Annotated in this window: 18 protein-coding genes; 11 read left to right on the forward strand and 7 right to left on the reverse strand. The window is 71.3% G+C overall.

Translation table 11 applies throughout. From position 1 onward, the window contains the following. Positions 1–24: 24 nt before the first annotated feature. Positions 25–1,521 carry an aldehyde dehydrogenase family protein gene (locus ACLQ3F_RS20930; protein ID WP_425850913.1) on the reverse strand — a complete coding sequence of 499 codons (1,497 nt, stop codon included), beginning with the start codon at positions 1,519–1,521 and terminating at the stop codon, positions 25–27. Between the two features lie 308 nt (positions 1,522–1,829). Between ACLQ3F_RS20930 and ACLQ3F_RS20935 the strand changes: the two genes are divergently transcribed. From ACLQ3F_RS20935 to ACLQ3F_RS20965, 7 genes are all read left to right on the forward strand, one after another. Continuing rightward, positions 1,830–2,195, forward strand: coding sequence for an FHA domain-containing protein (locus ACLQ3F_RS20935; RefSeq protein WP_255750185.1), 366 nt, complete (start codon positions 1,830–1,832; stop codon positions 2,193–2,195). An 80-nt stretch (positions 2,196–2,275) separates the two neighbouring features. Further along, complete coding sequence (locus ACLQ3F_RS20940; protein ID WP_425850915.1) at positions 2,276–3,346, forward strand: alpha/beta fold hydrolase; 1,071 nt, start codon at positions 2,276–2,278, stop codon at positions 3,344–3,346. Positions 3,347–3,471: 125 nt separating this feature from the next. Continuing rightward, the gene (locus ACLQ3F_RS20945) at positions 3,472–5,262 is read left to right on the forward strand and encodes a 3-hydroxyacyl-CoA dehydrogenase family protein (protein ID WP_425850916.1); all 1,791 of its coding nucleotides are present in this window, start codon (positions 3,472–3,474) and stop codon (positions 5,260–5,262) included. Between the two features lie 40 nt (positions 5,263–5,302). Further along, a complete protein-coding gene (locus ACLQ3F_RS20950; RefSeq protein ID WP_425850918.1) occupies positions 5,303–5,797 on the forward strand; it encodes a SigE family RNA polymerase sigma factor in 495 nt (164 codons plus the stop codon). Next, the gene (locus ACLQ3F_RS20955) at positions 5,794–6,861 is read left to right on the forward strand and encodes a hypothetical protein (protein WP_425850919.1); all 1,068 of its coding nucleotides are present in this window, start codon (positions 5,794–5,796) and stop codon (positions 6,859–6,861) included. The genes ACLQ3F_RS20950 and ACLQ3F_RS20955 overlap by 4 nt, the downstream gene beginning before the upstream one ends. A gap of 64 nt (positions 6,862–6,925) precedes the next feature. Continuing rightward, positions 6,926–7,249, forward strand: a complete 324-nt coding sequence (locus ACLQ3F_RS20960) for a hypothetical protein (RefSeq protein WP_425850920.1) — start codon at positions 6,926–6,928, stop codon at positions 7,247–7,249. A 102-nt stretch (positions 7,250–7,351) separates the two neighbouring features. Then, positions 7,352–8,161, forward strand: coding sequence for an alpha/beta hydrolase (locus ACLQ3F_RS20965; RefSeq protein ID WP_425850921.1), 810 nt, complete (start codon positions 7,352–7,354; stop codon positions 8,159–8,161). A 42-nt stretch (positions 8,162–8,203) separates the two neighbouring features. On the opposite strand, the gene ACLQ3F_RS20970 is transcribed toward ACLQ3F_RS20965, so the two are convergent. Continuing rightward, complete coding sequence (locus tag ACLQ3F_RS20970) at positions 8,204–9,451, reverse strand: AI-2E family transporter (protein ID WP_425850923.1); 1,248 nt, start codon at positions 9,449–9,451, stop codon at positions 8,204–8,206. 14 nt (positions 9,452–9,465) lie between these two features. Beyond that, a complete protein-coding gene (locus ACLQ3F_RS20975) occupies positions 9,466–9,654 on the reverse strand; it encodes a DUF397 domain-containing protein (protein ID WP_425850924.1) in 189 nt (62 codons plus the stop codon). Between the two features lie 91 nt (positions 9,655–9,745). On the opposite strand from ACLQ3F_RS20975, the gene ACLQ3F_RS20980 reads away from it, so the two are divergent. Both ACLQ3F_RS20980 and ACLQ3F_RS20985 read left to right on the forward strand, forming a co-directional pair. Continuing rightward, on the forward strand, positions 9,746–9,913 hold the full coding sequence (locus tag ACLQ3F_RS20980; RefSeq protein ID WP_425850926.1) for a hypothetical protein: 168 nt from the start codon (positions 9,746–9,748) through the stop codon (positions 9,911–9,913). A 139-nt stretch (positions 9,914–10,052) separates the two neighbouring features. Continuing rightward, positions 10,053–10,847 carry an endonuclease domain-containing protein gene (locus ACLQ3F_RS20985; RefSeq protein WP_425850927.1) on the forward strand — a complete coding sequence of 265 codons (795 nt, stop codon included), beginning with the start codon at positions 10,053–10,055 and terminating at the stop codon, positions 10,845–10,847. Between the two features lie 72 nt (positions 10,848–10,919). Here ACLQ3F_RS20985 and ACLQ3F_RS20990 read toward each other — a convergent pair whose 3' ends face one another. From ACLQ3F_RS20990 to mce, 4 genes are all read right to left on the reverse strand, one after another. Further along, a complete protein-coding gene (locus tag ACLQ3F_RS20990) occupies positions 10,920–13,028 on the reverse strand; it encodes a hypothetical protein (RefSeq protein ID WP_425850929.1) in 2,109 nt (702 codons plus the stop codon). A 177-nt stretch (positions 13,029–13,205) separates the two neighbouring features. Beyond that, positions 13,206–14,471, reverse strand: a complete 1,266-nt coding sequence (locus ACLQ3F_RS20995) for a DivIVA domain-containing protein (RefSeq protein ID WP_091405818.1) — start codon at positions 14,469–14,471, stop codon at positions 13,206–13,208. A gap of 307 nt (positions 14,472–14,778) precedes the next feature. Continuing rightward, positions 14,779–16,134, reverse strand: coding sequence for a crotonyl-CoA carboxylase/reductase (gene ccrA / locus ACLQ3F_RS21000; RefSeq protein ID WP_357258042.1), 1,356 nt, complete (start codon positions 16,132–16,134; stop codon positions 14,779–14,781). A 331-nt stretch (positions 16,135–16,465) separates the two neighbouring features. After that, on the reverse strand, positions 16,466–16,942 hold the full coding sequence (mce, locus tag ACLQ3F_RS21005; RefSeq protein ID WP_355008997.1) for a methylmalonyl-CoA epimerase: 477 nt from the start codon (positions 16,940–16,942) through the stop codon (positions 16,466–16,468). A 61-nt stretch (positions 16,943–17,003) separates the two neighbouring features. Here mce and ACLQ3F_RS21010 point away from each other — a divergent pair, with 61 nt between their 5' ends. Continuing rightward, on the forward strand, positions 17,004–18,203 hold the full coding sequence (locus ACLQ3F_RS21010; protein WP_425850931.1) for an acetyl-CoA C-acetyltransferase: 1,200 nt from the start codon (positions 17,004–17,006) through the stop codon (positions 18,201–18,203). Further along, positions 18,200–19,201 (forward strand): methylmalonyl Co-A mutase-associated GTPase MeaB, encoded by a 1,002-nt coding sequence (gene meaB / locus ACLQ3F_RS21015; protein WP_425850933.1) that lies wholly within the window; start codon positions 18,200–18,202, stop codon positions 19,199–19,201. The genes ACLQ3F_RS21010 and meaB overlap by 4 nt, the downstream gene beginning before the upstream one ends. Positions 19,202–19,278: the final 77 nt, after the last annotated feature.

Genomic DNA, 19,278 nt, shown 5'->3' on the forward strand with positions numbered 1-19,278 from the left:
TGTTGATGATCGGTTATCCGACACTCACCTGCCGTACATGACCTTGATGGCCTTGACGAGTCGGGCCACGTCGGCCGGGGTGCGCTCGAAGGTCATCGACGGCAGCAGCGAACGGGCCCGACGCCTGGTGATCGCCTTGGCCCGACCGAACTCACGCAGGCCGTCCTCGCCGTGGATCCGCCCGAAGCCGGAGTCGCCGACACCGCCGAACGGCAGGGTGGACATGCCGGCGAAGGTCAGCGTGGAGTTGATCGACGCCATCCCGGAGCGCAGTCGCCGGGCAATGGCCACCGCGCGCCGCCGGCCGAAGACCGAACCGCCGAGGCCGTACGACAGGGCGTTGGCGCGGGTGAGGGCCTCGTCGGCGTCGCGGACCCGGCTGATGGTCAGCGTGGGACCGAAGGTCTCCTCGCGGACGGCGGCCGACTCCTCCGGAACGTCCACCAGCACGGTGGGGTGGACGTACGGCGGCTGTACGGCGCTCGGGCCGCCGAGCACGGCGCGCCCGCCGGACGTGATGGCGGCGTCGATGTGCCGACGGATCACGTCGATCTGCTTGGGCATGGTGATCGGGCCGATGTCGGTGCCCTCCGGCCCGACCGTCAGCCGACCGGCGCGGCTCACCACCTTGTCGACGAAGGCGTCGAAGACGGCGTCGACCGCGTACACCCGCTCGATGCCGATGCAGGTCTGGCCGGCGTTGGTCATGCCGCCCCAGACGCACGCCTCGGCGGCCGCGTCGAGGTCGGCGTCGCTGTCCACGATCATGGCGTCCTTGCCGCCGCCCTCGATGAGCACCGGGGTCAGCGTCTCGGCGCAGGCGGCCATCACCTTGCGGGCGGTGGCGGTGGAGCCGGTGAAGGCCAGCTTGTTGACGCCGGAGCGGCACAGCGCCGCGCCCACGTCGCCCAGCCCGTGCACGGCGGTGAAGACCGGCTGCTCGGGCACCACCTCGGCGAAGCTGTCCACCAGCCACTGGCCGACGGCGGGGGTGTACTCGCTCGGCTTGAGCACCACGGCGTTGCCGGCGGCGAGGGCGTACGCGGCGGAGCCGATCGGCGTGAAGACCGGATAGTTCCACGGCCCGATAACGCCGACCACACCGTAGGGCTGATATTCGAGATGCCCGGAGAACTCGGCCAGGATGAGCCGGGACCGCACCCGGCGTGGACCGAGCACGCTGCCGGCGTTGCGGGCGGCCCAGTCGATGTGCTCGATCGCGGTGACGATCTCGACGATGGCGTCGGCGATCGGCTTTCCGCCCTCGACGTGCACCAACTCGGCCAGCTCCTCGATGCGCTTGGCGAGCAGGGCACGCCAGCGCAGCATCCGTTGGCGGCGGCCGGTGAAGCCGAGGCCCGCCCACCATTCACCCGCGGCGCGGGCGCGGTCGACGGCCTGCCGCACGTCGGCGTCGGTGGCGACCGGGAGGCGACCGGCCTCAGCGCCGGTCGCCGGGCTGGTGGAGACCAACTGACCCGCGTCGATGACCGGAACGCCCGGGATATGCACTGCCGTCATGGCGGAAGTCTAGACCCGAGGATTACTCACCGGTAGGGTCCCCGATTCGGGGCCGGGGGAGCGGCGTCGCACCAACCCGACCGATCGTTGATCAGTGCAGGTCAGGGCGTTGGTATCGGAAATGGCCCGCCCGAATCGTCGAACGGCAGGTGGCCGGGAGGTGACGAGAGGCTGACCGGCCGGTCGGTATTGACGACTACCGTCTGATGGCAAGCTGACGCGCGGAGTGACGGTGTGGGGTGGAGGGCTGACTGTCCATGGAGGAACATCCGGAACTGATGCCGCTGTTGACGGTCGCGGGTGGACCGATGCGCGGCGCGAGCTTTCGCATGCGAGCCGAGATACAGGTGATCGGCCGAGCGCCGACCGGTCAGGTTGTCATCAACGACCCACACCTGAGCCGTCGCCACGCCGAGGTGTGGCTGGCGCCGGAGGGCCCATCCCTGCGGGACCTGGGCTCCACCAACGGCACCTGGCTCAACGACCGGCGGATCACCGAGGTGGAACGACTCTCCGACGGAGATGTGATCCGGCTGGGCCGTACCGAACTGCGCCTGTTCGACCCCGGGGTGGCGCTCACCGACCCGGTGGGGCTCAGCTTCGGCCCGTCCCGGCGCGACGTCCGACCGACCCTGCCGCTGCCGCTGGCCGCGCCGCCGGGCTCGCGTCGCTGATCGCCTGGCGGCCTGCCACACCGGGTCGGCCCGTTGGGTGGCGGTCCGACACCTGGACCGACGGGAACACCCGTGGCACCATGCCGCGGATGGAGACCGAGCAGCGGACCGTGACGGCGAACGGCATCACTCAGGCGGTACGGGTGGCCGGCCCGCCGGACGGCACGCCGGTGCTGCTCATCCACGGCAACTGCTCGTCCGCGCTGTTCTGGGAGCCGCTGGTCCGCCGTCTGCCGCCGACGCTGCGGGTGGTCGCCCCCGACCTGCGGGGGTACGGCGACACCGCGACCGCCCCGGTGGACGCTACCCGGGGCCTGCGGGACTTCGCCGACGACGTGGCCGCACTGCTGGACGACCCGACGCTCTTCGACGCCGACGCGCGACCGGTGGTGGTCGGGCACTCCCTCGGCGGCGGGGTGGCGATGCGCCTGCTGGTCGACCATCCGCACCGGGTGGGGGCGTTGCTGCTCGCCGCACCGGTCTCCCCGTACGGCTTCGGCGGCACCCGCGACCTGACCGGCACGCGGACCACCCCCGACTTCGCCGGCACCGGCGCCGGCACGGCGAACCGGGACTTCGTCGCCCGCCTCGCGGCCGGCGACCGGAGCACTGACGCGCCGGCCAGCCCGCGCGCCGTGCTGCGAGCCACCTACGTGGCCGATCCCGCCTCGCTGGGCACCGATGAGGAACTGCTGCTGGACACAGTGCTCTCCACCGCCACCGGCGACGACAACTACCCGGGCACGGCGGTGCCGTCGGAGAACTGGCCGGGCACCGCGCCGGGGGAGCGAGGGGTGCTCAACGCGCTGGCGCCGACCTGGTTCCGGCTCGCCGACGAGCTGGTGGCCGTCGCCGAGAAACCGCCGGTCACCTGGGTACGCGGAGACGTCGACGTCATCGTCTCGGACACCTCGCTCTTCGACCTGGCGTACCTGGGTTCGCTGGATCTCGTGCCCGGCTGGCCCGGCGCGGACGCCTGCCCACCGCAGCCGATGGTCGGCCAGACCCGGGCGGTGCTCGACCGGTACGCGGCGGCCGGCGGCGCGTACCACGAGGTGGTGCTGCCCGGCTGCGGGCACAGCCCGCACCTGGAGCGCCCCGCGGAGTTCGTCGCGGAGCTGTTGGCCCTGACCAGCGTGGCGGCCGGGTAGCGGCACCGCTGGGTCGTGGGTGACATAGGCCACGGCGTCTCGACAACTCACCGTCACGTGGCAGACTCGCGCGCATAACCTTAGCGGCCGTTCAGTGGCCGTGCGGAGTCCTGGGGAGGCCGGTCGTGGCGCGCGAGTTCAGCACCGTTGGTGTGGTGGGGCTGGGCACCATGGGTGCCGGCATCGTCGAGGTCTTCGCCCGCAACGGCATCGACGTGGTGGCAGTGGAAATCTCGGCACCGGCGCTGGAGCGCGGCCGGGCCACCCTGAAGGGCTCCACCGACCGGGCGGTCGCCAAGGGCAAGCTCGCCGAGGCGGACCGCGACGCCCTGCACGAGCGGGTGCACTTCGCTGTCGGGCTGGACGCGCTGCACTCCGTCGACCTGGTCATCGAAGCGGTGCCCGAGCACCTCGACCTCAAGCAGCGGATCTTCGCGGAGCTGGACCGGGTCTGCCGACCGGAGACCATCCTCGCCACCAACACCTCGTCGTTGAGCGTCACCGAGATCTCGGTCGCCACCAGCCGACCCAACCAGGTGATCGGCATCCACTTCTTCAACCCGGCCCCGGTGATGAAGCTGGTCGAGGTGGTCCGCACCGTCGTCACCGCACCCGAGGTGGTCGCCGACGTCGAGGCGCTCTGCGCCCGGCTCGGCAAGGTCGACGTCACCATCAACGACCGGGCCGGCTTCATCGCCAACGCGCTGCTCTTCGGCTATCTCAACCACGCGGTCAGCATGTTCGAGTCGCACTACGCGACCCGGGAGGACATCGACGCCGCCATGAAGCTCGGCTGCGGCCTGCCGATGGGCCCGCTGGCGTTGATGGACCTGATCGGCCTGGACACCGCGTACGAGATCCTGGACACCATGTACCGGCGCGGAGGGCGGGACCGCCGCCACGCCCCGGTGCCGCTGCTCAAGCAGATGGTGACGGCAGGGCTGCTCGGCCGGAAGTCCGGCCGGGGCTTCTACACCTACGAGCGGCCCGGCTCCCCGGTGGTCGTACCGGATGGGGCGACGCCGCAGGCCACCGACGTCGCGCTCGCCGACGGCGCGCGCGCCATCGCGAAGGTCGGCGTGGTCGGCTCCGGAACGATGGCCACCGGGATCATCGAGGTCTTCGCGAAGGCCGGCTACGAGGTCGTCTCGGTCACCCGCGGCATGGAGAAGTCCGCGAAGGTCTGCGAGGCGGTGAAGACCTCGCTCAACAAGGGCGTGGTGCGCGGAAAGCTCACCGAGGCCGACCGGGACGCCGCACTGGGCCGGATCAGCTGGTCCGCCACGCTCGACCATCTCGCCGACGTCGACCTGGTGGTCGAGGCGGTCGTCGAGGAGTTGAGCGTTAAGAAGGCCCTCTTCGCCAGCCTCGACGAGATCTGCAAGCCGGGTGTGGTGCTGGCCACCACCACCTCGTCGCTGCCGGTGATCGACGTGGCGATGGCCACCCAGCGTCCGGCCGACGTGGTGGGGCTGCACTTCTTCAACCCGGCCCCGGTCATGCCGTTGGTCGAGGTCGTCCGCACCATCCGCACCTCCCCGGAGGCCACCGCCACCGCCCGCGCCGTGTGCGCCGCGCTCGGCAAGACCGGCGTGGTCTGCGGCGACCGGTCCGGCTTCATCGTCAACGCGCTGCTCTTCCCGTACCTGAACGACGCGGTGAAGATGCTGGAGGCCAGCTACTCGACGGCCGACGACATCGACCACGCCATGAAGTTGGGCTGCGGCTACCCGATGGGCCCGTTCGAACTGCTCGACGTGGTCGGCCTGGACGTCTCCCTGGCCATCCAGCGCGAGCTGTACCTGGAACTGCGCGAACCGGGTTTCGCGCCCGCGCCGCTGCTGGAGCACCTGGTCACCGCCGGCTACCTGGGCCGCAAGACCCGCCGCGGCTTCCGCGACCACTCGCACCGCTGACCGGGTCAACGCCGGGCGGCTCCGGCCGCGTCTGCATGGTGTGACCTTCGAGGAGTACGTCGGCAGCCGCGGCCCGGCCCTCGTTCGGCTGGCCCGGCTGCTGACCGGTGACGAGCACCGGGCCGAGGACCTCACCCAGGAGGTGCTGTCCCGGGCGTACGTGCACTGGCGCAAGATCTCCCGGGCGGACCGGCCCGACGTGTACGTGCGCCGGATGCTGGTCAACGCCAACAACTCCTGGTGGCGCCGCCGGTCGAACCGCGAACTGGCCATCGACACGTTCGTGGACCGGCCGCACCGCGGCGACCTCGGCGGCGAAGCGGCCGACCGGGACGAGATGTGGCGGCTGATCCTCGGCCTGCCCGACCGCCAGCGGGCGGTCCTGGTGCTGCGCTACTACGAAGACCTGGACGACGCGACCATCGCGCAGATCCTGGACTGCTCGCCGGTCACCGTCCGCACCCACGCGATGCGGGCGCTCGCCAACCTCCGGGAGCGCTGCGCTGCCCCGGCCAAGAACGGGAGCCGGCCGTGATCGACCTCGACGAACAGATCGCCCAGACCCTGCGGATGCGGGCCGAGGGTGACGTGGACACCGACCGACTGCTGCGGGCTTCCCGCGGTCGGGGCCGCCGCCGACAGTTGCACCGCAGGACCGCCCTGGGCACCGCGTTGTGCCTCGTCGGGGCGCTCGGCTTCGTCGGGGTGAACGGGCCAGGCCTCGACGGTCTGGCCGGCCGCCTGCCCTGGACCACGGCCACCCCCACCGTGGTCCCGCCGGTGCCGGCGCGCGCCGACGGCGTGCCCGGGGCCGCCGCCGACCCGGCGTCGGTGGGTGCCGATCCGCAGGTGCTGCACCTCGGCCTCGACGCCGACCGGGCCCGCTACCTGGGCTGGGAGGTGATCCGGGACCATGTCGAGACGGTACGGCTCAGCGTGGCGGGCAGCGAAGAGGTGCGTGTCGACGTGGGCAGGTCGGCCGAGTTGTCCGGCAGCGTCACCATCGACGGCGTGTCCTTCGAGGTGACCGAGGAGGAACGGCCGACCTTCGACGGTGCGGTCCGTCCGGCCAGCGGCAGGGCCCAGGGGCTGGTCAAGTTCTGGCAGCCCGTGCCGGGCGTGTACGCGCGTGCCGTCATGCGCAACGGCGACCGGGCCGCGCTGAACCAGGCGGTCGAGGCCCTGCGCTGGCAGGAGGCCCGCCGCTGCGCCGCCCCGCTGCGGCTCGGTGGGCTGCCCGCGGGCGCGAAGGTCACCGTCTGCTCGGTCGACATCGCCTCGTACCCGAGGCTGGTCACCGCCCGGCTCGCCCTACAACGGGGCGAGATGGAGAACATGTCGGTGGAATACCGGTACGCGAGCGGGGCGGGCACCTCCACCGGTGCAGACCGGAGCATCGCGGGCCGACCCGCGTTGCTCACCGCGAAGGGGACCAGGTTGGACCTGGTCGGCATTCCCCGAACGAGTGTGTTCGTCAACTTCGGTTGGCCCTGGGACGGCGAGAGGCCCGCGAGCATCTTCACCGAGGCGGAGGCGACGGCCCTGCTCGCGGGGCTGGCAGTAGCCGAGGACCCGACCCGGCCGCAGAGCTGGAGGTGACGTGACCCAACCGTCGAGCGGGCCCGCCGGGCGGTCGCACCCGCCGGACGTACGCTTGGTGACTGTGAGCCCCCGTCGCAATCGCCCTCACCGGGACGAGAACGCCAACCTGGACGCCGACCGCGTCCGGCAGGGCGTCGCCTCGGTGCAGCAGTGGACCGACGGCGCCTGGCAGGTACGCGGCATCGGCGCGGGCGCGTCGGTCAAGACGTACCGCTGCCCCGGTTGCAACCAGGAGATCCGGCCCGGGGTGGCGCACCTGGTCGCCTGGCCGGCGGACGGCCTGGGTGACCTGACCGACCGGCGGCACTGGCACAGCGGCTGCTGGCGGGCCCGGGAGCGGCGCGGCCCGGCGGTGCAGCGCGGCCGGAGCTCCCCGCGCTACTGAGCGGCCCTCTCCGGGGGTGGCCTGTGCCACGGCTGAGCGATCTGGATCACCCTGTTCGTGCCTGGGCGGGCGGCGGCGGCGACTTCGCGACAGACTTGTGCGGTGAGCACAGCGATCCGCGCGTCGTCGATCCTGCCCGGCCGCCGGGAGGACATCGAGCTGCACACCGCCGACGGTCTGCGGCTGGTCGGTGAGCTGGCCCTGCCGGCCGACCGGCCGCCGGTGGCCACCCTGGTCTGCCTGCACCCGCTACCGACCCACGGCGGAATGATGGACAGCCACGTGTTCCGCAAGGCGGCCTGGCGGTTGCCCGCGCTGGCCGACCTGGCGGTGCTGCGGTTCAACACCCGGGGCACCAGCAGCGTGCGCGGCACCAGCGAGGGAGCCTTCGACGGCGCGGTGGGCGAGCGGTACGACGTGGCCGCCGCCATCGAGTACGCGGAGTTCGCCGAGCTGCCCAACATCTGGCTCGTCGGCTGGTCGTTCGGCACCGACCTGGCGCTGAAGTACGGCTGCGACCCGACGATCGCCGGGGCGATCCTGCTCTCCCCGCCGCTGCGCTTCTCCGCCCCCGACGACCTGACCACCTGGGCCAACTCGGGTCGGCCGCTGGTGGCCTTGGTGCCGGAGTTCGACGACTACCTGCGCCCCACCGAGGCACGGGAGCGGTTCGCAACCGTGCCACAGGCCGAGGTGGTCGGGGTGCCGGGCGCCAAGCACCTGTGGGTGGGCGACGCGGAGACGGTGCTCGACGAGATCGTCCGGCGGGTCAACCCGGCCGTCGAGGTGCCGCTTCCGACAACCTGGGACGGCCCGATGGAGTCCGGCGACGTCAGCGCGTACGCCGACCGGACGGTGGCCGCCTTCGCCGACACCCCCGTGCCCGGCCCGGCCGCCACCAAGGCGGACTGACCCGAGGGCCCGCAGCCCGGCCGCCGCTCAGAGGGCTGACGCTCAGCGACGCTCCTGGCGGGGCAGCACCACCTCGCGCAGGATTAGTTGCAGCGCGGCCACCGTGGGGATGGCGATCAGCGCGCCCACCACACCCAGCAGCGCCACTCCGAGCAGCGCGGCCAGCAGGGCGGCCACCTCGTTGACCTCCACCGAACGCCGCATCACCTTCGGGTAGATGAGGTAGTTCTCCACCTGCTGGTAGATGAGGAAGAAGACCGCGCAGGCGATGCCGGTGGGCAAGTCGGCGGCGAAGCCGACCAGGCTCACGATCACCGCGCCCAGGGTGGCACCGATCTGCGGGATCAGGTCGGTCACCGCGACCACCACGGCCAGCGCGAACGGGTACGGCAGGTCGACGATCAGCGCGAAGACGAAGGTGGTGGCGCCGGCCAGCACCGCGATGCTCAGCGCGCCGACCATGTACGAGCCCACCTTGGCCAGGATCTCGTCGCCGATCAGCTGCACCCGCTGCCGCCGCGACCGGGGCACCAACGAGTAGCCCAGCGAGCGCAGCTTGTCGAAGTACGCCAGGAAGTAGATGGTCAGCACCAGCACGGTCAGCGTCCGGAACACCGTGCCGAAGATCAGTTGTGCGCCGCCCAGCACCCCGCCGAGCGCCCGTCCGACCGTCTCCGCGTTGGCCGCGCCCTGCACCCGCTCCACCACGTCGTACCGCTCCACGAGGTCATTGACCGTCGGGTTGCGGCGCAACTCGTCGAGCAGGCTCGGGATCTGGTCGATGAACTGCCCCGACTGCGTGATGATCGGTGGGACCAGCGCCACGATGCCGCCGCAGAGCAGCAGCACCACCGTCAGGGCGACCGCCGCCACCGCCAGGCCGTGCGGCACACCCCAGCGGCGCAGTCGGACCACCGCCGGGTTGAGGCCGACCGCGAGGAAGAGCGCGATCACCACCAGCACGAGGATGCCGCCGGCATTGCGAATCCCCAGATAGAGGGTGTACGCCAGCAGCACGCCCAGCGCACCGGTGAAGCCGAGCAGGAAGCTGCTGCGGCGCAGTGGCCGCCCGGGTGTGCCGAACTTCCCGGACGGGACCGCCGGCGGCTCGTCCAGGTCGACCCCCGGGACGGGTACCGGCACCGGCGGCGGAGCCTCGGTCGACGGTGGTGCCTCAGTCGGCGATGGTGTCTCAGCCGACGATGGTGTCTCGGTCGACGGTGGCGTCTTCGGCGGCCGGGGACCGGCGGGCATGTCCGCGTCGTCGCCGGACGGGTCGTGCTGCGGCATCAGAACCTCCCCGCTCAGGCAGTCGGACGACGGGCGGCGGCCACGAACGCCCGCCACGCGGCCGGCGCGAGCACCAACAGCGGGCCGGACGGATCCTTACTGTCCCGCACTCCCACCATCCCGGGCAGGTTGTCCGCCACCTCGACGCACTCACTGTTGCCGCTGCGAGTGGAGGTGCGCCAAACTGCGCCGCTCAGGTCCATGAGGTCACAACTTCCTTCATCAGTTCCATCGACTGGCGGCGAGACAAGCGTTTCTGATCATCTCCCAGCGCGCCAGCAGCGTAGCCACCTCATGGTCGCCATCGACCACGAGACCGTCAATCTGATGCACCATGTGCCCCACCCAACCACCGTCGCCGCCTCGGGCCAGATTGAACGGTCCGGAAAGGCCGACGTGCAGTCCGGTCTCGGCCGCACCCCGCCGACCCGCAGATCTTGGAAACTTTTCGTCACGCCATGACGGAAACTGTCCAAGATCTGGTGGTGGGGCGGCGCTCAGGGGCGAAAGCTGTCCGGATGCTGCCCGCCGACGACGCCGACGCACTCGACTGGCTCGCCTTCGAGCAGGCGGGCGTGCTGACGACCGCGCAGGTCGCCGGTTGCTCAGCGAAGCGCGGGTGCGGGGCCGGATCCGCTCCGGTCGGTGGCGGTCGATCTGCCGAGGGATCCTGCTGGCCGGCAACGGTCGACTCACCCGCGACCAGCAACTCTGGGTGGCGGTGCCGGCGGCCCGCCGTGCCGCGCGGACCACTCTGCGTCGACTTCCGATCGACATGCCCGCCGTCCTGGTCCACCGCACGACTGTCCTCCCCGAAGCTCATCTCCAACGGGCCCGCCCACCGCGTACCACGACGGCGCGGGCCCTGGTGGACGCGGCGGGCTGGGCGGCCGGGGTGGACGAGGCGCAGTCGGTGCTGGCCGCCGGTTGCCAGCAACGCCGGGTGCTGCCCGAGGAGTTGCGGGCGGTGCTCGACGTCCTCCCTCGGGCCCCCCGTCGGCGGCTGATCGGGCAGACCATCAGCGACATCGCGGGCGGCGCCCAGGCGCTCTCGGAGATCGACTTCCTGCGGCTGTGCCGCAGACATCGGCTGCCCGCGGCGGATCTGCAGGAACACCGGGTCGACGCGGCCGGTCGGAACCGCTGGCTGGACGCGTACTGGCGGGAGTGGCGGGTGCAGGTGGAGATCGACGGCGCGCACCACATGGATGCCAAGCAGTGGGCTGCCGACATGCGTCGGCAGAACGACGTCTGGACCAGCGGCGACCGGATTCTGCGCTTCCCGGCCTGGCTGGTCCGCGCTCGCCCAGACGAGGTGGCCGACACCGTCCGCCGCGCCCTCGTCGCAGCCGGCTGGACCCCCACCGTGCCTCTACGTCACCCGGCGCAGAAGTGAAACTTGGACACTTTCCGTCAGCCGATGACGGAAAGTGTCCAAGATCTGGAAGCTTCGACGGGTGGGTGCCCGTCACTCCTTCTCGATGGTGACCTTGCTGGGCTTGGCGCTGCGCTCGTCGGTGGTCGGCTTGGTGGGTCGCTTGCCGTTCTCACCGGTGCTAGTGATCTTGGTGGGTTTGGCGCCCCGACCACCCTCGCCCGGTACGGCGGCCACTGTCGGCTCCCCGTCCACCCCGGCGCTCGCCGTGCCACCATCCACAGTGGTCACCGGCTCGGCCACCGGCCGCGTCGTGGACTGCCCGGACTCGTCCGCGGCGGCGTTCACCGGCTGCCTGGTGTCGGCGGGCTCCGTCTTCAGCCCGGTGCCCGCCCCCGACCCGGTGCCCGCGCCCGACCCGGTGCCCGCGCCGGCGGTAACGCTCGCGCCGTCGTCCCCACCACCGGGTACGCCTTCGCTCGCGCTGGCGTTTCCGGTCGGCGCGGTCGGGCCGTCGATCGGACCGGCGACACTCTGCAACCGCAGCTCGGACATCTGACGCTGGAGCTCATCGGACTCCTGCCGGGCCTTCCAGGTCTCCTGCCGCAGATCCGCCAACTGCTGCTGGGCCTGGGCGATCTCCAACATCACCTGGGCCAACTGCTGACGACCCGCCGCAGACTCCTGCTGGGTCGCCGCCAGGTGCTGCTGGGTGGTGGCCAGGTGCTGCTGCGTGGTGGCCGCGTACTCCTCGAACTGCCGCCGGGACGCAGCGACATGCTCGTCGGCCTTGCGGCGCTTGTCGCTGGCCTCGGCCTCGGCCCGGCTCAGCAGCTCGGCGGCCTCCGCCTCGGAGCGCTGGCGCAGCCCCGCAGCGTCCTGCTCGGCCGCCTGCCGGATACCGGCCGCGCCCTGCTCGATCTCGTTCTTGCGAGCCGTGTACTCGGTCTCCAGCTCGTTCTTCCGGGTGGAGTATTCGGTTTCCAGCTCGTCCCGGCGGGTGGTGAACCCGGTCTCCAGCTCCTGCTGACGGCTGGCGAGCCCGGTCTCCAGCTCCTGCTGGCGCGACGCGTGGTGCTTGTCCAACTCGTCGCGGCGCTTGGCGAACTCCTGCTCGGCCGCGGACCGTCGCTGCGCCAACTCCCGATCGGCCGCCTCCCGACGGGAGTTGACCTCCTGCTCCACCCCGGCCCGCCACGCGCCCAGCTCCTGCTGGGTCTGCGCGCGGGTGTGCTGCACGTACGCCTCGGTCTCGGTGCGCATTCGCTGTACGTACGCCTCGGTCTCGGCGCGGCTGCGCTTCGCCGATTCGGTGGCCTGCGTCGTCAGCCGCTCGGCCTCCTGCTGCGCCTTGGCGCGGGTGGCCCGACCGGCCATCGACGCGTCGTCGATGATCTGCTTGGCCTCCTGCTGCGCCTTGGCGTGGGTGGCCCGTCCCGCTTCGGTCGCGGTGTCGGTGAGCCGCTTGGCCTCCTGGAGCGCCTTGGCGTGCACCTCCTTGGCGGCGTCGCGCAGATCGCTGGCCTCCTGCCGGGCGTTGGCCAGCGTCTCGCGGGCCGTCTCGCGCAGCTTGGTGGCCTCCTGCTGGGCCCGAGTGTGGATCTCCTTGGCGGAGTCCCGCAGTTGGGTGGCCTCCTGCTGGGCCTTCGCCAGAGCGTCCTGGGCGGCCTTGCGCAACTGCGCCGACTCGTCCTTTGCCGACCGCAGGGCGGCGTCCGCCTCGGCGCGCTGTGCGGCGCTGTGCCGCTCCTCCTCCGCCCGTCGGGCGGCGAGGGCGAGTTCGAAGTCCTTCAGTGCCCGGTCGGCCTGCTCGCGGGCCTCCTCGATGATGTGCTCGGCAGCGGCCCTCCGGGCCTCGATCTCGCCGTTCGCGTCGCCGAGGATCTCCTCCGCCTGCTCCTCGGCGAGAGCGAGGATCGACTCGACCCGTGGGCCGAGGTGCCGGAACGACGCCCGGTCGACCACGTTCATCTGCTTGCGCACCTGGGTCAGGTCGCGCTGGAGAACCTCGACCTGGCCGGCGAGCTTGTGAATCTGTGTGTACGCCTGTTCCCGTTCGGAGGCGAGGGTCGCGATCTCGTGCTCAGCACGTGCGACATAACGGTCGACCTGTTTCTTCTCGTACCCCCGCAGAGCGGACTCGAAGCTGGGCTCCGTCGTCACGTCCCCGCCGAGAGCGAACAGTTCCTCGCCGTGCGACATGCCCCCATCCTCACACGCAACGGGCCCTGCTGGGGCGATACGGACGGGCCATGTGGGAGCTACTTCACTCCGTCGCGGCCAGCGGATACCACGGGTGAGGAAACGCATACGGCGCGAGGCGGCACCGGTTACCCGGTGTCACCTCGCGCCGTCGATGCCCCTACCTGACGCCTCGCGTCAGCCGGCGGTCTCCGCGGGCACCCGCTCCTGACCACCATCGGTCTTCTTTGCTGCTTCCGGCTTGGCAGCCGGAGCGGCCTGCGCCGGCATTCCCGGAACGATGCCGGCGAGACCGGAGAGCATCTGACCCAGCTGCGACGTGACAGCGTCCTTCTGCCGGGTGAGGTCCTCGACCTCGCGGCGGGCGGCCTGCGTGGTCAGCTCCGCCTCGGTGCGGGCCTCGGTGAGCAGGCGCTGCGACTCGGCCTTCGCCTCGTTGAGGGTCTTCTCCGAGTGGGCCTTGGCCTTGTCGACGGTCTCGGCCGCGTTGCGCTCCGACTCGACCCGCCGCGCCTCGGCGCGCTGCTCGATCTCCTTGGCCCGCTCCTGCGCGGCCCGGGCACGCTGCTCGGCCTCGCTGACCATCTTCTGGGTCTGCGCGACCTGGGCGGCGTGCCGCTCGGACTCCTCGCGCTCGGCCTTCTCCCGCCGCTCGGCCAACTGGAGCTCCAGGGCCTGCAGGTCCTTGTCGCGCTTGTCCCGCGCGTCGGTGAGCAGCTTGGTCGCCTCGGCGCGCTTCTCCTCAGCCTCGCGGGCGGCCTTCGCCCGCTGCTGGGTGATCTCCCGCTCGGCGGTGGCACGCAGGGTGGCGACCTCCCGCTCGACTGTCGACTTCAGCTCGGCCACCTCGTGCGCGGTGACCGTACGCAGCTGCTTGGTCTCCCGGTCGGCGTCGGCGCGCAGCGTGTCGGCCTCGCGGCGAGCCTGCACCCGGACCTCGGCGGCCTCGCGCTCGGCGGCCGTGCGCAGGTTGCCCGCCTCGCGCTCGGCGCTCGCCTTCATGGCGGCGGCCTCGGCGCGGGCCTTGTCGGTGATCTCGCGGGCCTCGAGGCGGGCGGCGGAGAGGATGCCCTCCGACTCGCGCTTGGCCTCGTTGCGGTGGTCGTTCGCCTGCTCCTCGGCGAGCCGCAGGATCTGCTCGACGCGCGTGCCGAGCCCGGAGAGGGTGGGTCGGCTGTTCTCTTCGAGCTGCTTGTTCGTGTCGGTGAGCTTCTGCTCCAGCGCACTCATGCGCTGCTCGGCCTGGCGGAGCCGACGCTGGGCGTCGTTCATCCGCTGCTCGGCCTCGGCACGGGCCTGCTCGGACTGGGTCAGCGCGGCGGTCATCCGGCCGAGGAAGTCGTCGACCTGATGGGTGTTGTATCCGCGCAGGCCAACGGTGAAATCTGGCTGCGAGTTCGCGTTATCGAAGAACGCGAGAGGGGAGGACTGCTGCTGGGGCATTGGGACATACTGGCAGACGCCCCAGGGTGCTTCGCAAGAGCGGTGCGAAGCTTTCGTGCCCTCTTTACATGGTCAACACTCGCGATCGGCGAGGTTGGACCAATCGGCGATCTTGGCAGGTCCCGGCCTGTCGGACGCCACGCAGCGTGACGCGGAAAAGGGCCCCGGGGTTACCCCGAGGCCCTTTGTTCGATCCGGGTGACTTATCCGCTAATGGGGGCGGAAGAACAATGGGCGATCAGCGCAATGGTCATCCGGCGTTCCACCGTCCGGCCGGGACCGCCCCGGCGCTCCGGATGCCGGGAGGTCAGTGACCGCGGAACCGGTTGATCGCGTCCTCGTGCCGGGCCCGCAACTCTCCGTCACGAACGCCCAGCCCGTCAGTGGGTGCGAGGCAGCGCACGCCCACCTTGCCCTGGTGGGCGTTGCGGTGCACCTCGTACGCGGCCTGGCCGGTCTGCTCCAGCGGATAGGTGCGCGACACCGTCGGGTGCACCTTGCCGAGCGCGACCAGGCGGTTGGCCTGCCACGCCTCGTGGTAGTTGGCGAAGTGGCTGCCCACGATCCGCTTGAGGTGCATCCACAGGTAGCGGTTGTCGTACTGGTGCAGGAAGCCGCTCGTGGAGGCGCAGGTGACGATGGTTCCACCGCGTCGGGCCACGTAGACGCTGGCGCCGAACGTCTCCCGGCCCGGGTGCTCGAACACGATGTCCGGGTCCTCGCCGCCGGTCAGCTCGCGAATCCGTTCGCCGAAGCGCCGCCACTCGTCCGGGTCCTGGGTCTCCTCGTCCTTCCAGAAGCGGAAGCCCTCCGCGGCCCGGTCGATGACCAGCTCCGCGCCCATCCGGCGGCACAGCTCGGCCTTCTCCGGGGAGGACACCACGCAGACCGGAATCGCGCCGCCGTTGAGCGCCATCTGGGTGGCGTACCCACCGAGGCCGCCGGAGGCGCCCCAGATCAGCACCACGTCACCCTGCTTCATGTTGGCGCCGTGGTGCGAGACGAGCTGCCGGTACGCGGTGGAGTTGACCAGTCCGGGACTGGCCGCCTCCTCCCAGCTCAGGTGTCGCGGCTTGGGCATCAGCTGGTTGGCCTTGACCACCGCCAGCTCGGCCAGCCCGCCGAAGTTGGTCTCGAACCCCCAGATCCGCTGTTGCGGGTCGAGCATCGTGTCGTCGTGCCCGGCCGCGTCCTCCAACTCGACCGAGAGGCAGTGCGCGACCACCTCGTCGCCGGCGGTCCAGCGGGTCACCCCGGGGCCGGTGCGCAGCACCACGCCCGCCGCGTCCGAGCCGACCACGTGGTACGGCAGGTCGTGCCGGCGGGTCAGCTCGGAGACCCGGCCGTAGCGCTCCAGGAACTTGAAGGTGCTCACCGGCTCGAAGATGCTGGTCCACACCGTGTTGTAGTTGATCGCGCTGGCCATCACCGCTATCAGCGCCTCGCCCGGGGCCAGCTCCGGCGTCGGCACCTCCTGCACGTGCAGCGCCTTGCGCGGGTCCTTGTCCCGGGTGGCCATGCCGTCGAACATCCGGGACTCCTCGGCGCGGACCACCACGCCCCGGTAGCTCTCCGGTACGGGCAGCCCGGCGACGCCGGCGAGTTCGCGGTCCGGATCGTTCGATTCCTCCGCCGCCATGATCGCTTCGAGGATGTCCTGCACGGTGACCTCCGGTTCTTCCGCACCCGCACGGGCCCGGGTGCTGCCATCGTCGGCGCCGGTGGGCACGACCGCCATGTCGGCATTCGACACATCCGGCACCGGTCGCGCTCCTGTGGGGCCGGACGTTACTGAACGGTAGCTAGGCCGGGAAGTCCTCTGTGAAAAACTGCATCCGCCGATGCGTGAAGGTGTCCAGCCACCCCGCCAACCGCGCACTGACGTGCGCGCGCCTCGGCCTCCAACGCTCGCCACCCCTCGTTGATCAAGAGCTTTCGGTCATCTGCGCGGGGCGGGATGACGCGAACCTCTTGATCAACAGGGGTGGGGTGGGTCAGTGGGGAGTGGGGGCGGGTTGGACCAGTTCTACGAGGACGCCGCCGGCGTCCTTGGGGTGCACGAAGTTGATCCGGCTGTCGGCGGTGCCACGCCTCGGAGTCGCGTAGAGCAGGCGCATGCCACGCTCGCGTAGCGCCGCGCAGGCCGCGTCGATGTCCACGACCGTGTACGCGACCTGCTGCACGCCCGGCCCGTTGCGATCCAGGAACTTCGCGATAGTCGACTCCGGGGTGAGCGGGGCGAGCAACTGCACGCAGCCGCCCTCGGTGGTCGGTCCGACGGCCAGCATCGCTTCCCGGACGCCCTGCTCGGTGTTGGTCTCCACGTGCACGCAGCGCATCCCGAACGTCCGCTGGTAGAAGTCGATCGCGGCGTCCAGGTCGGCCACGGCGATGCCGACGTGGTCAATCTTGCGAAGCCCGATGTCTGTGACGTAGTCCGCACCGGGCTCGACGGGGGAGTTCTCTGCCATGGCGCTAGTCTGGCCGAACAATCGTTAAGGCGTACAGCTCGGCACCCCTTCGGAGGCAGGCATGGCTTCGGTGATCGTCAGCGGCGCGCGGACCCCGATGGGCCGGCTGCTGGGCAACCTCAAGGACCTCCCGGCCACGAAGCTCGGCGGGATCGCCATCAAGGCCGCGCTGGAGCGTGCCGGCGTCAGCCCGGACCAGGTCCAGTACGTGATCATGGGGCAGGTGTTGCAGGCCGGCACCGGTCAGATCCCGGCTCGGCAGGCGGCGGTCGAGGCCGGTGTGCCGATGTCCGTGCCGGCGCTGACCATCAACAAGGTCTGCCTCTCCGGCCTGGACGCGATCGCCCTGGCCGACCAGCTGATCCGCGCCGGTGAGTTCGACATCGTGGTGGCCGGCGGCATGGAGTCGATGACCAACGCCCCGCACCTGCTGATGGGCCAGCGCACCGGCTACAAGTACGGCGACGTGGTGGTCAAGGACCACATGGCACACGACGGGCTCAGCGACGCCTGGGACTGCTGCTCGATGGGCGAGTCCACCGAGCGGCTCGGTGCCAAACACGGCATCTCCCGCGCGGAGCAGGACGCCTTCGCCGCCGCCAGCCACCAGCGGGCCGCCGCCGCCCAGAAGAACGGTCACTTCGCTGACGAGATCGCCCCGGTGGTCATCCCGCAGCGCAAGGGCGACCCCCTGGTGATCACCGAGGACGAGGGCATCCGTCCGGACACCACAGCCGAGTCGCTGGCCAAGCTGCGCCCCGCCTTCGCCAAGGACGGCACCATCACCGCCGGCAGCTCGTCGCCGATCTCCGACGGAGCGGCCGCGGTGCTCGTGATGAGCAAGGCCAAGGCCAAGGAGCTGGGGCTGACCTGGCTGGCCGAGATCGGTGCGCACGGCAACGTGGCGGGCCCGGACAACTCCCTGCACTCGCAGCCGTCCAACGCGATCAACCACGCCCTGAAGAAGGGCGGCCTGAGCGTTGCGGATCTGGACCTCATCGAGATCAACGAGGCGTTCGCGCAGGTTGGTGTCCAGTCCACCCGCGACCTCGGCATCAGCCCGGACAAGGTCAACGTCAACGGCGGCGCGATCGCGCTGGGGCACCCGATCGGCATGTCCGGCGCGCGTCTCGTCCTCACTCTCGCCCTGGAGCTGAAGCGGCGCGGTGGTGGCACCGGCGCGGCCGCGCTGTGTGGCGGCGGTGGCCAGGGCGACGCGCTGATCATCCACGTGCCGGGCAAGGCCGAGACGGACCAGTGAGCGAGACTGAGCACGTCCCGGCGGCGGGCACCACGTCGGTGCGCCGCAGCCGGGACGTACCGCTGCTGGTCGAACGGGCCCGCACGGGCGACCCCCGGGCGGTGGCTCGCCTGATCACGTTGGTGGAGAACGGTGACGCGCTGTTGCCGGAGATCGCCGCGGCGCTGGCGCCGTACGCCGGGCAGGCCCAGGTGGTCGGGCTGACCGGTTCGCCCGGGGTGGGCAAGTCGACCACCACGAACGAGCTGGTCCGCGCGCTGCGGGCACGCGGGCACCGGGTGGGCGTGCTGGCGGTCGACCCGTCCAGCCCGTTCACCGGCGGAGCGATCCTCGGTGACCGGGTGCGGATGCAGGACCACGCCACGGATCCGGGCGTCTACATCCGGTCGATGTCCAGCCGGGGGCACCTCGGCGGGCTGGCCGCGGCCACACCGCAGGCGGTTCGGGTGCTGGAGGGCGCCGGCTGCGACGTGGTGCTGGTGGAGACCGTCGGCGTCGGGCAGGCCGAGGTGGAGGTCGCCTCGCTCGCCGACACGACGCTGGTGCTGCTCGCACCCGGGATGGGCGACGCGATCCAGGCGGTCAAGGCCGGCATCCTGGAGATCGCCGACGTGTTCGTGGTCAACAAGGCGGACCGGGACGGCGTCGACGCCACCGTCCGGGACATCCAGGGCATGATCGCGCTCGGCGAGCGCGGGCCGGGACAGTGGCGGCCCCAGGTGGTCCGGTCCGTCGCCGCGCGGGGCGAGGGTATCGACGACATCGCCGCCGCCATCGACAAGCACCGGGGCTGGTTGGTCGAGCACGGCGAGCTGCGCCGCCGCCAGGAGACGCGGGCCGCCGCCGAGATCGAGGCGATCGCGCTCGGCACCCTCCGCGCCCGGATCGGCTCACTTCGCGACGGTACGGAGTTGGCCACTCTCGCCACCAGGGTCGCCGAGGGCGCGACCGACCCGTACACGGCGGCGGACGAACTGCTCGCCCAGCTCTCCCGCTGACCCCGACGCCCCGCTGGCCGGCGCGTCCACCCTGGACGTGCCGTATCGGCGCGGTCCGACCTCTTTCGTGCGGCCGG

The sequence above is a fragment of the Micromonospora sp. DT15 genome, from assembly GCF_049841475.1.
GTDB lineage: Bacteria > Actinomycetota > Actinomycetes > Mycobacteriales > Micromonosporaceae > Micromonospora.

Bases quoted from the DNA above. Each gene is read 5' to 3' on its own strand.
- ACLQ3F_RS20990 (WP_425850929.1), bottom strand. From the start codon at position 13,028: ATGTCGCACGGCGAGGAACTGTTCGCTCTCGGCGGGGACGTGACGACG.
- ACLQ3F_RS21010 (WP_425850931.1), top strand. From the start codon at position 17,004: ATGGCTTCGGTGATCGTCAGCGGCGCGCGGACCCCGATGGGCCGGCTG.
- ACLQ3F_RS20935 (WP_255750185.1), top strand. From the start codon at position 1,830: ATGCGCGGCGCGAGCTTTCGCATGCGAGCCGAGATACAGGTGATCGGC.
- ACLQ3F_RS20930 (WP_425850913.1), bottom strand. From the start codon at position 1,521: ATGACGGCAGTGCATATCCCGGGCGTTCCGGTCATCGACGCGGGTCAG.
- ACLQ3F_RS20980 (WP_425850926.1), top strand. From the start codon at position 9,746: ATGGTCGCCATCGACCACGAGACCGTCAATCTGATGCACCATGTGCCC.
- ACLQ3F_RS20995 (WP_091405818.1), bottom strand. From the start codon at position 14,471: ATGCCCCAGCAGCAGTCCTCCCCTCTCGCGTTCTTCGATAACGCGAAC.
- ACLQ3F_RS20970 (WP_425850923.1), bottom strand. From the start codon at position 9,451: ATGCCGCAGCACGACCCGTCCGGCGACGACGCGGACATGCCCGCCGGT.
- ACLQ3F_RS20940 (WP_425850915.1), top strand. From the start codon at position 2,276: ATGCCGCGGATGGAGACCGAGCAGCGGACCGTGACGGCGAACGGCATC.
- mce (WP_355008997.1), bottom strand. From the start codon at position 16,942: ATGGCAGAGAACTCCCCCGTCGAGCCCGGTGCGGACTACGTCACAGAC.
- ACLQ3F_RS20975 (WP_425850924.1), bottom strand. From the start codon at position 9,654: ATGGACCTGAGCGGCGCAGTTTGGCGCACCTCCACTCGCAGCGGCAAC.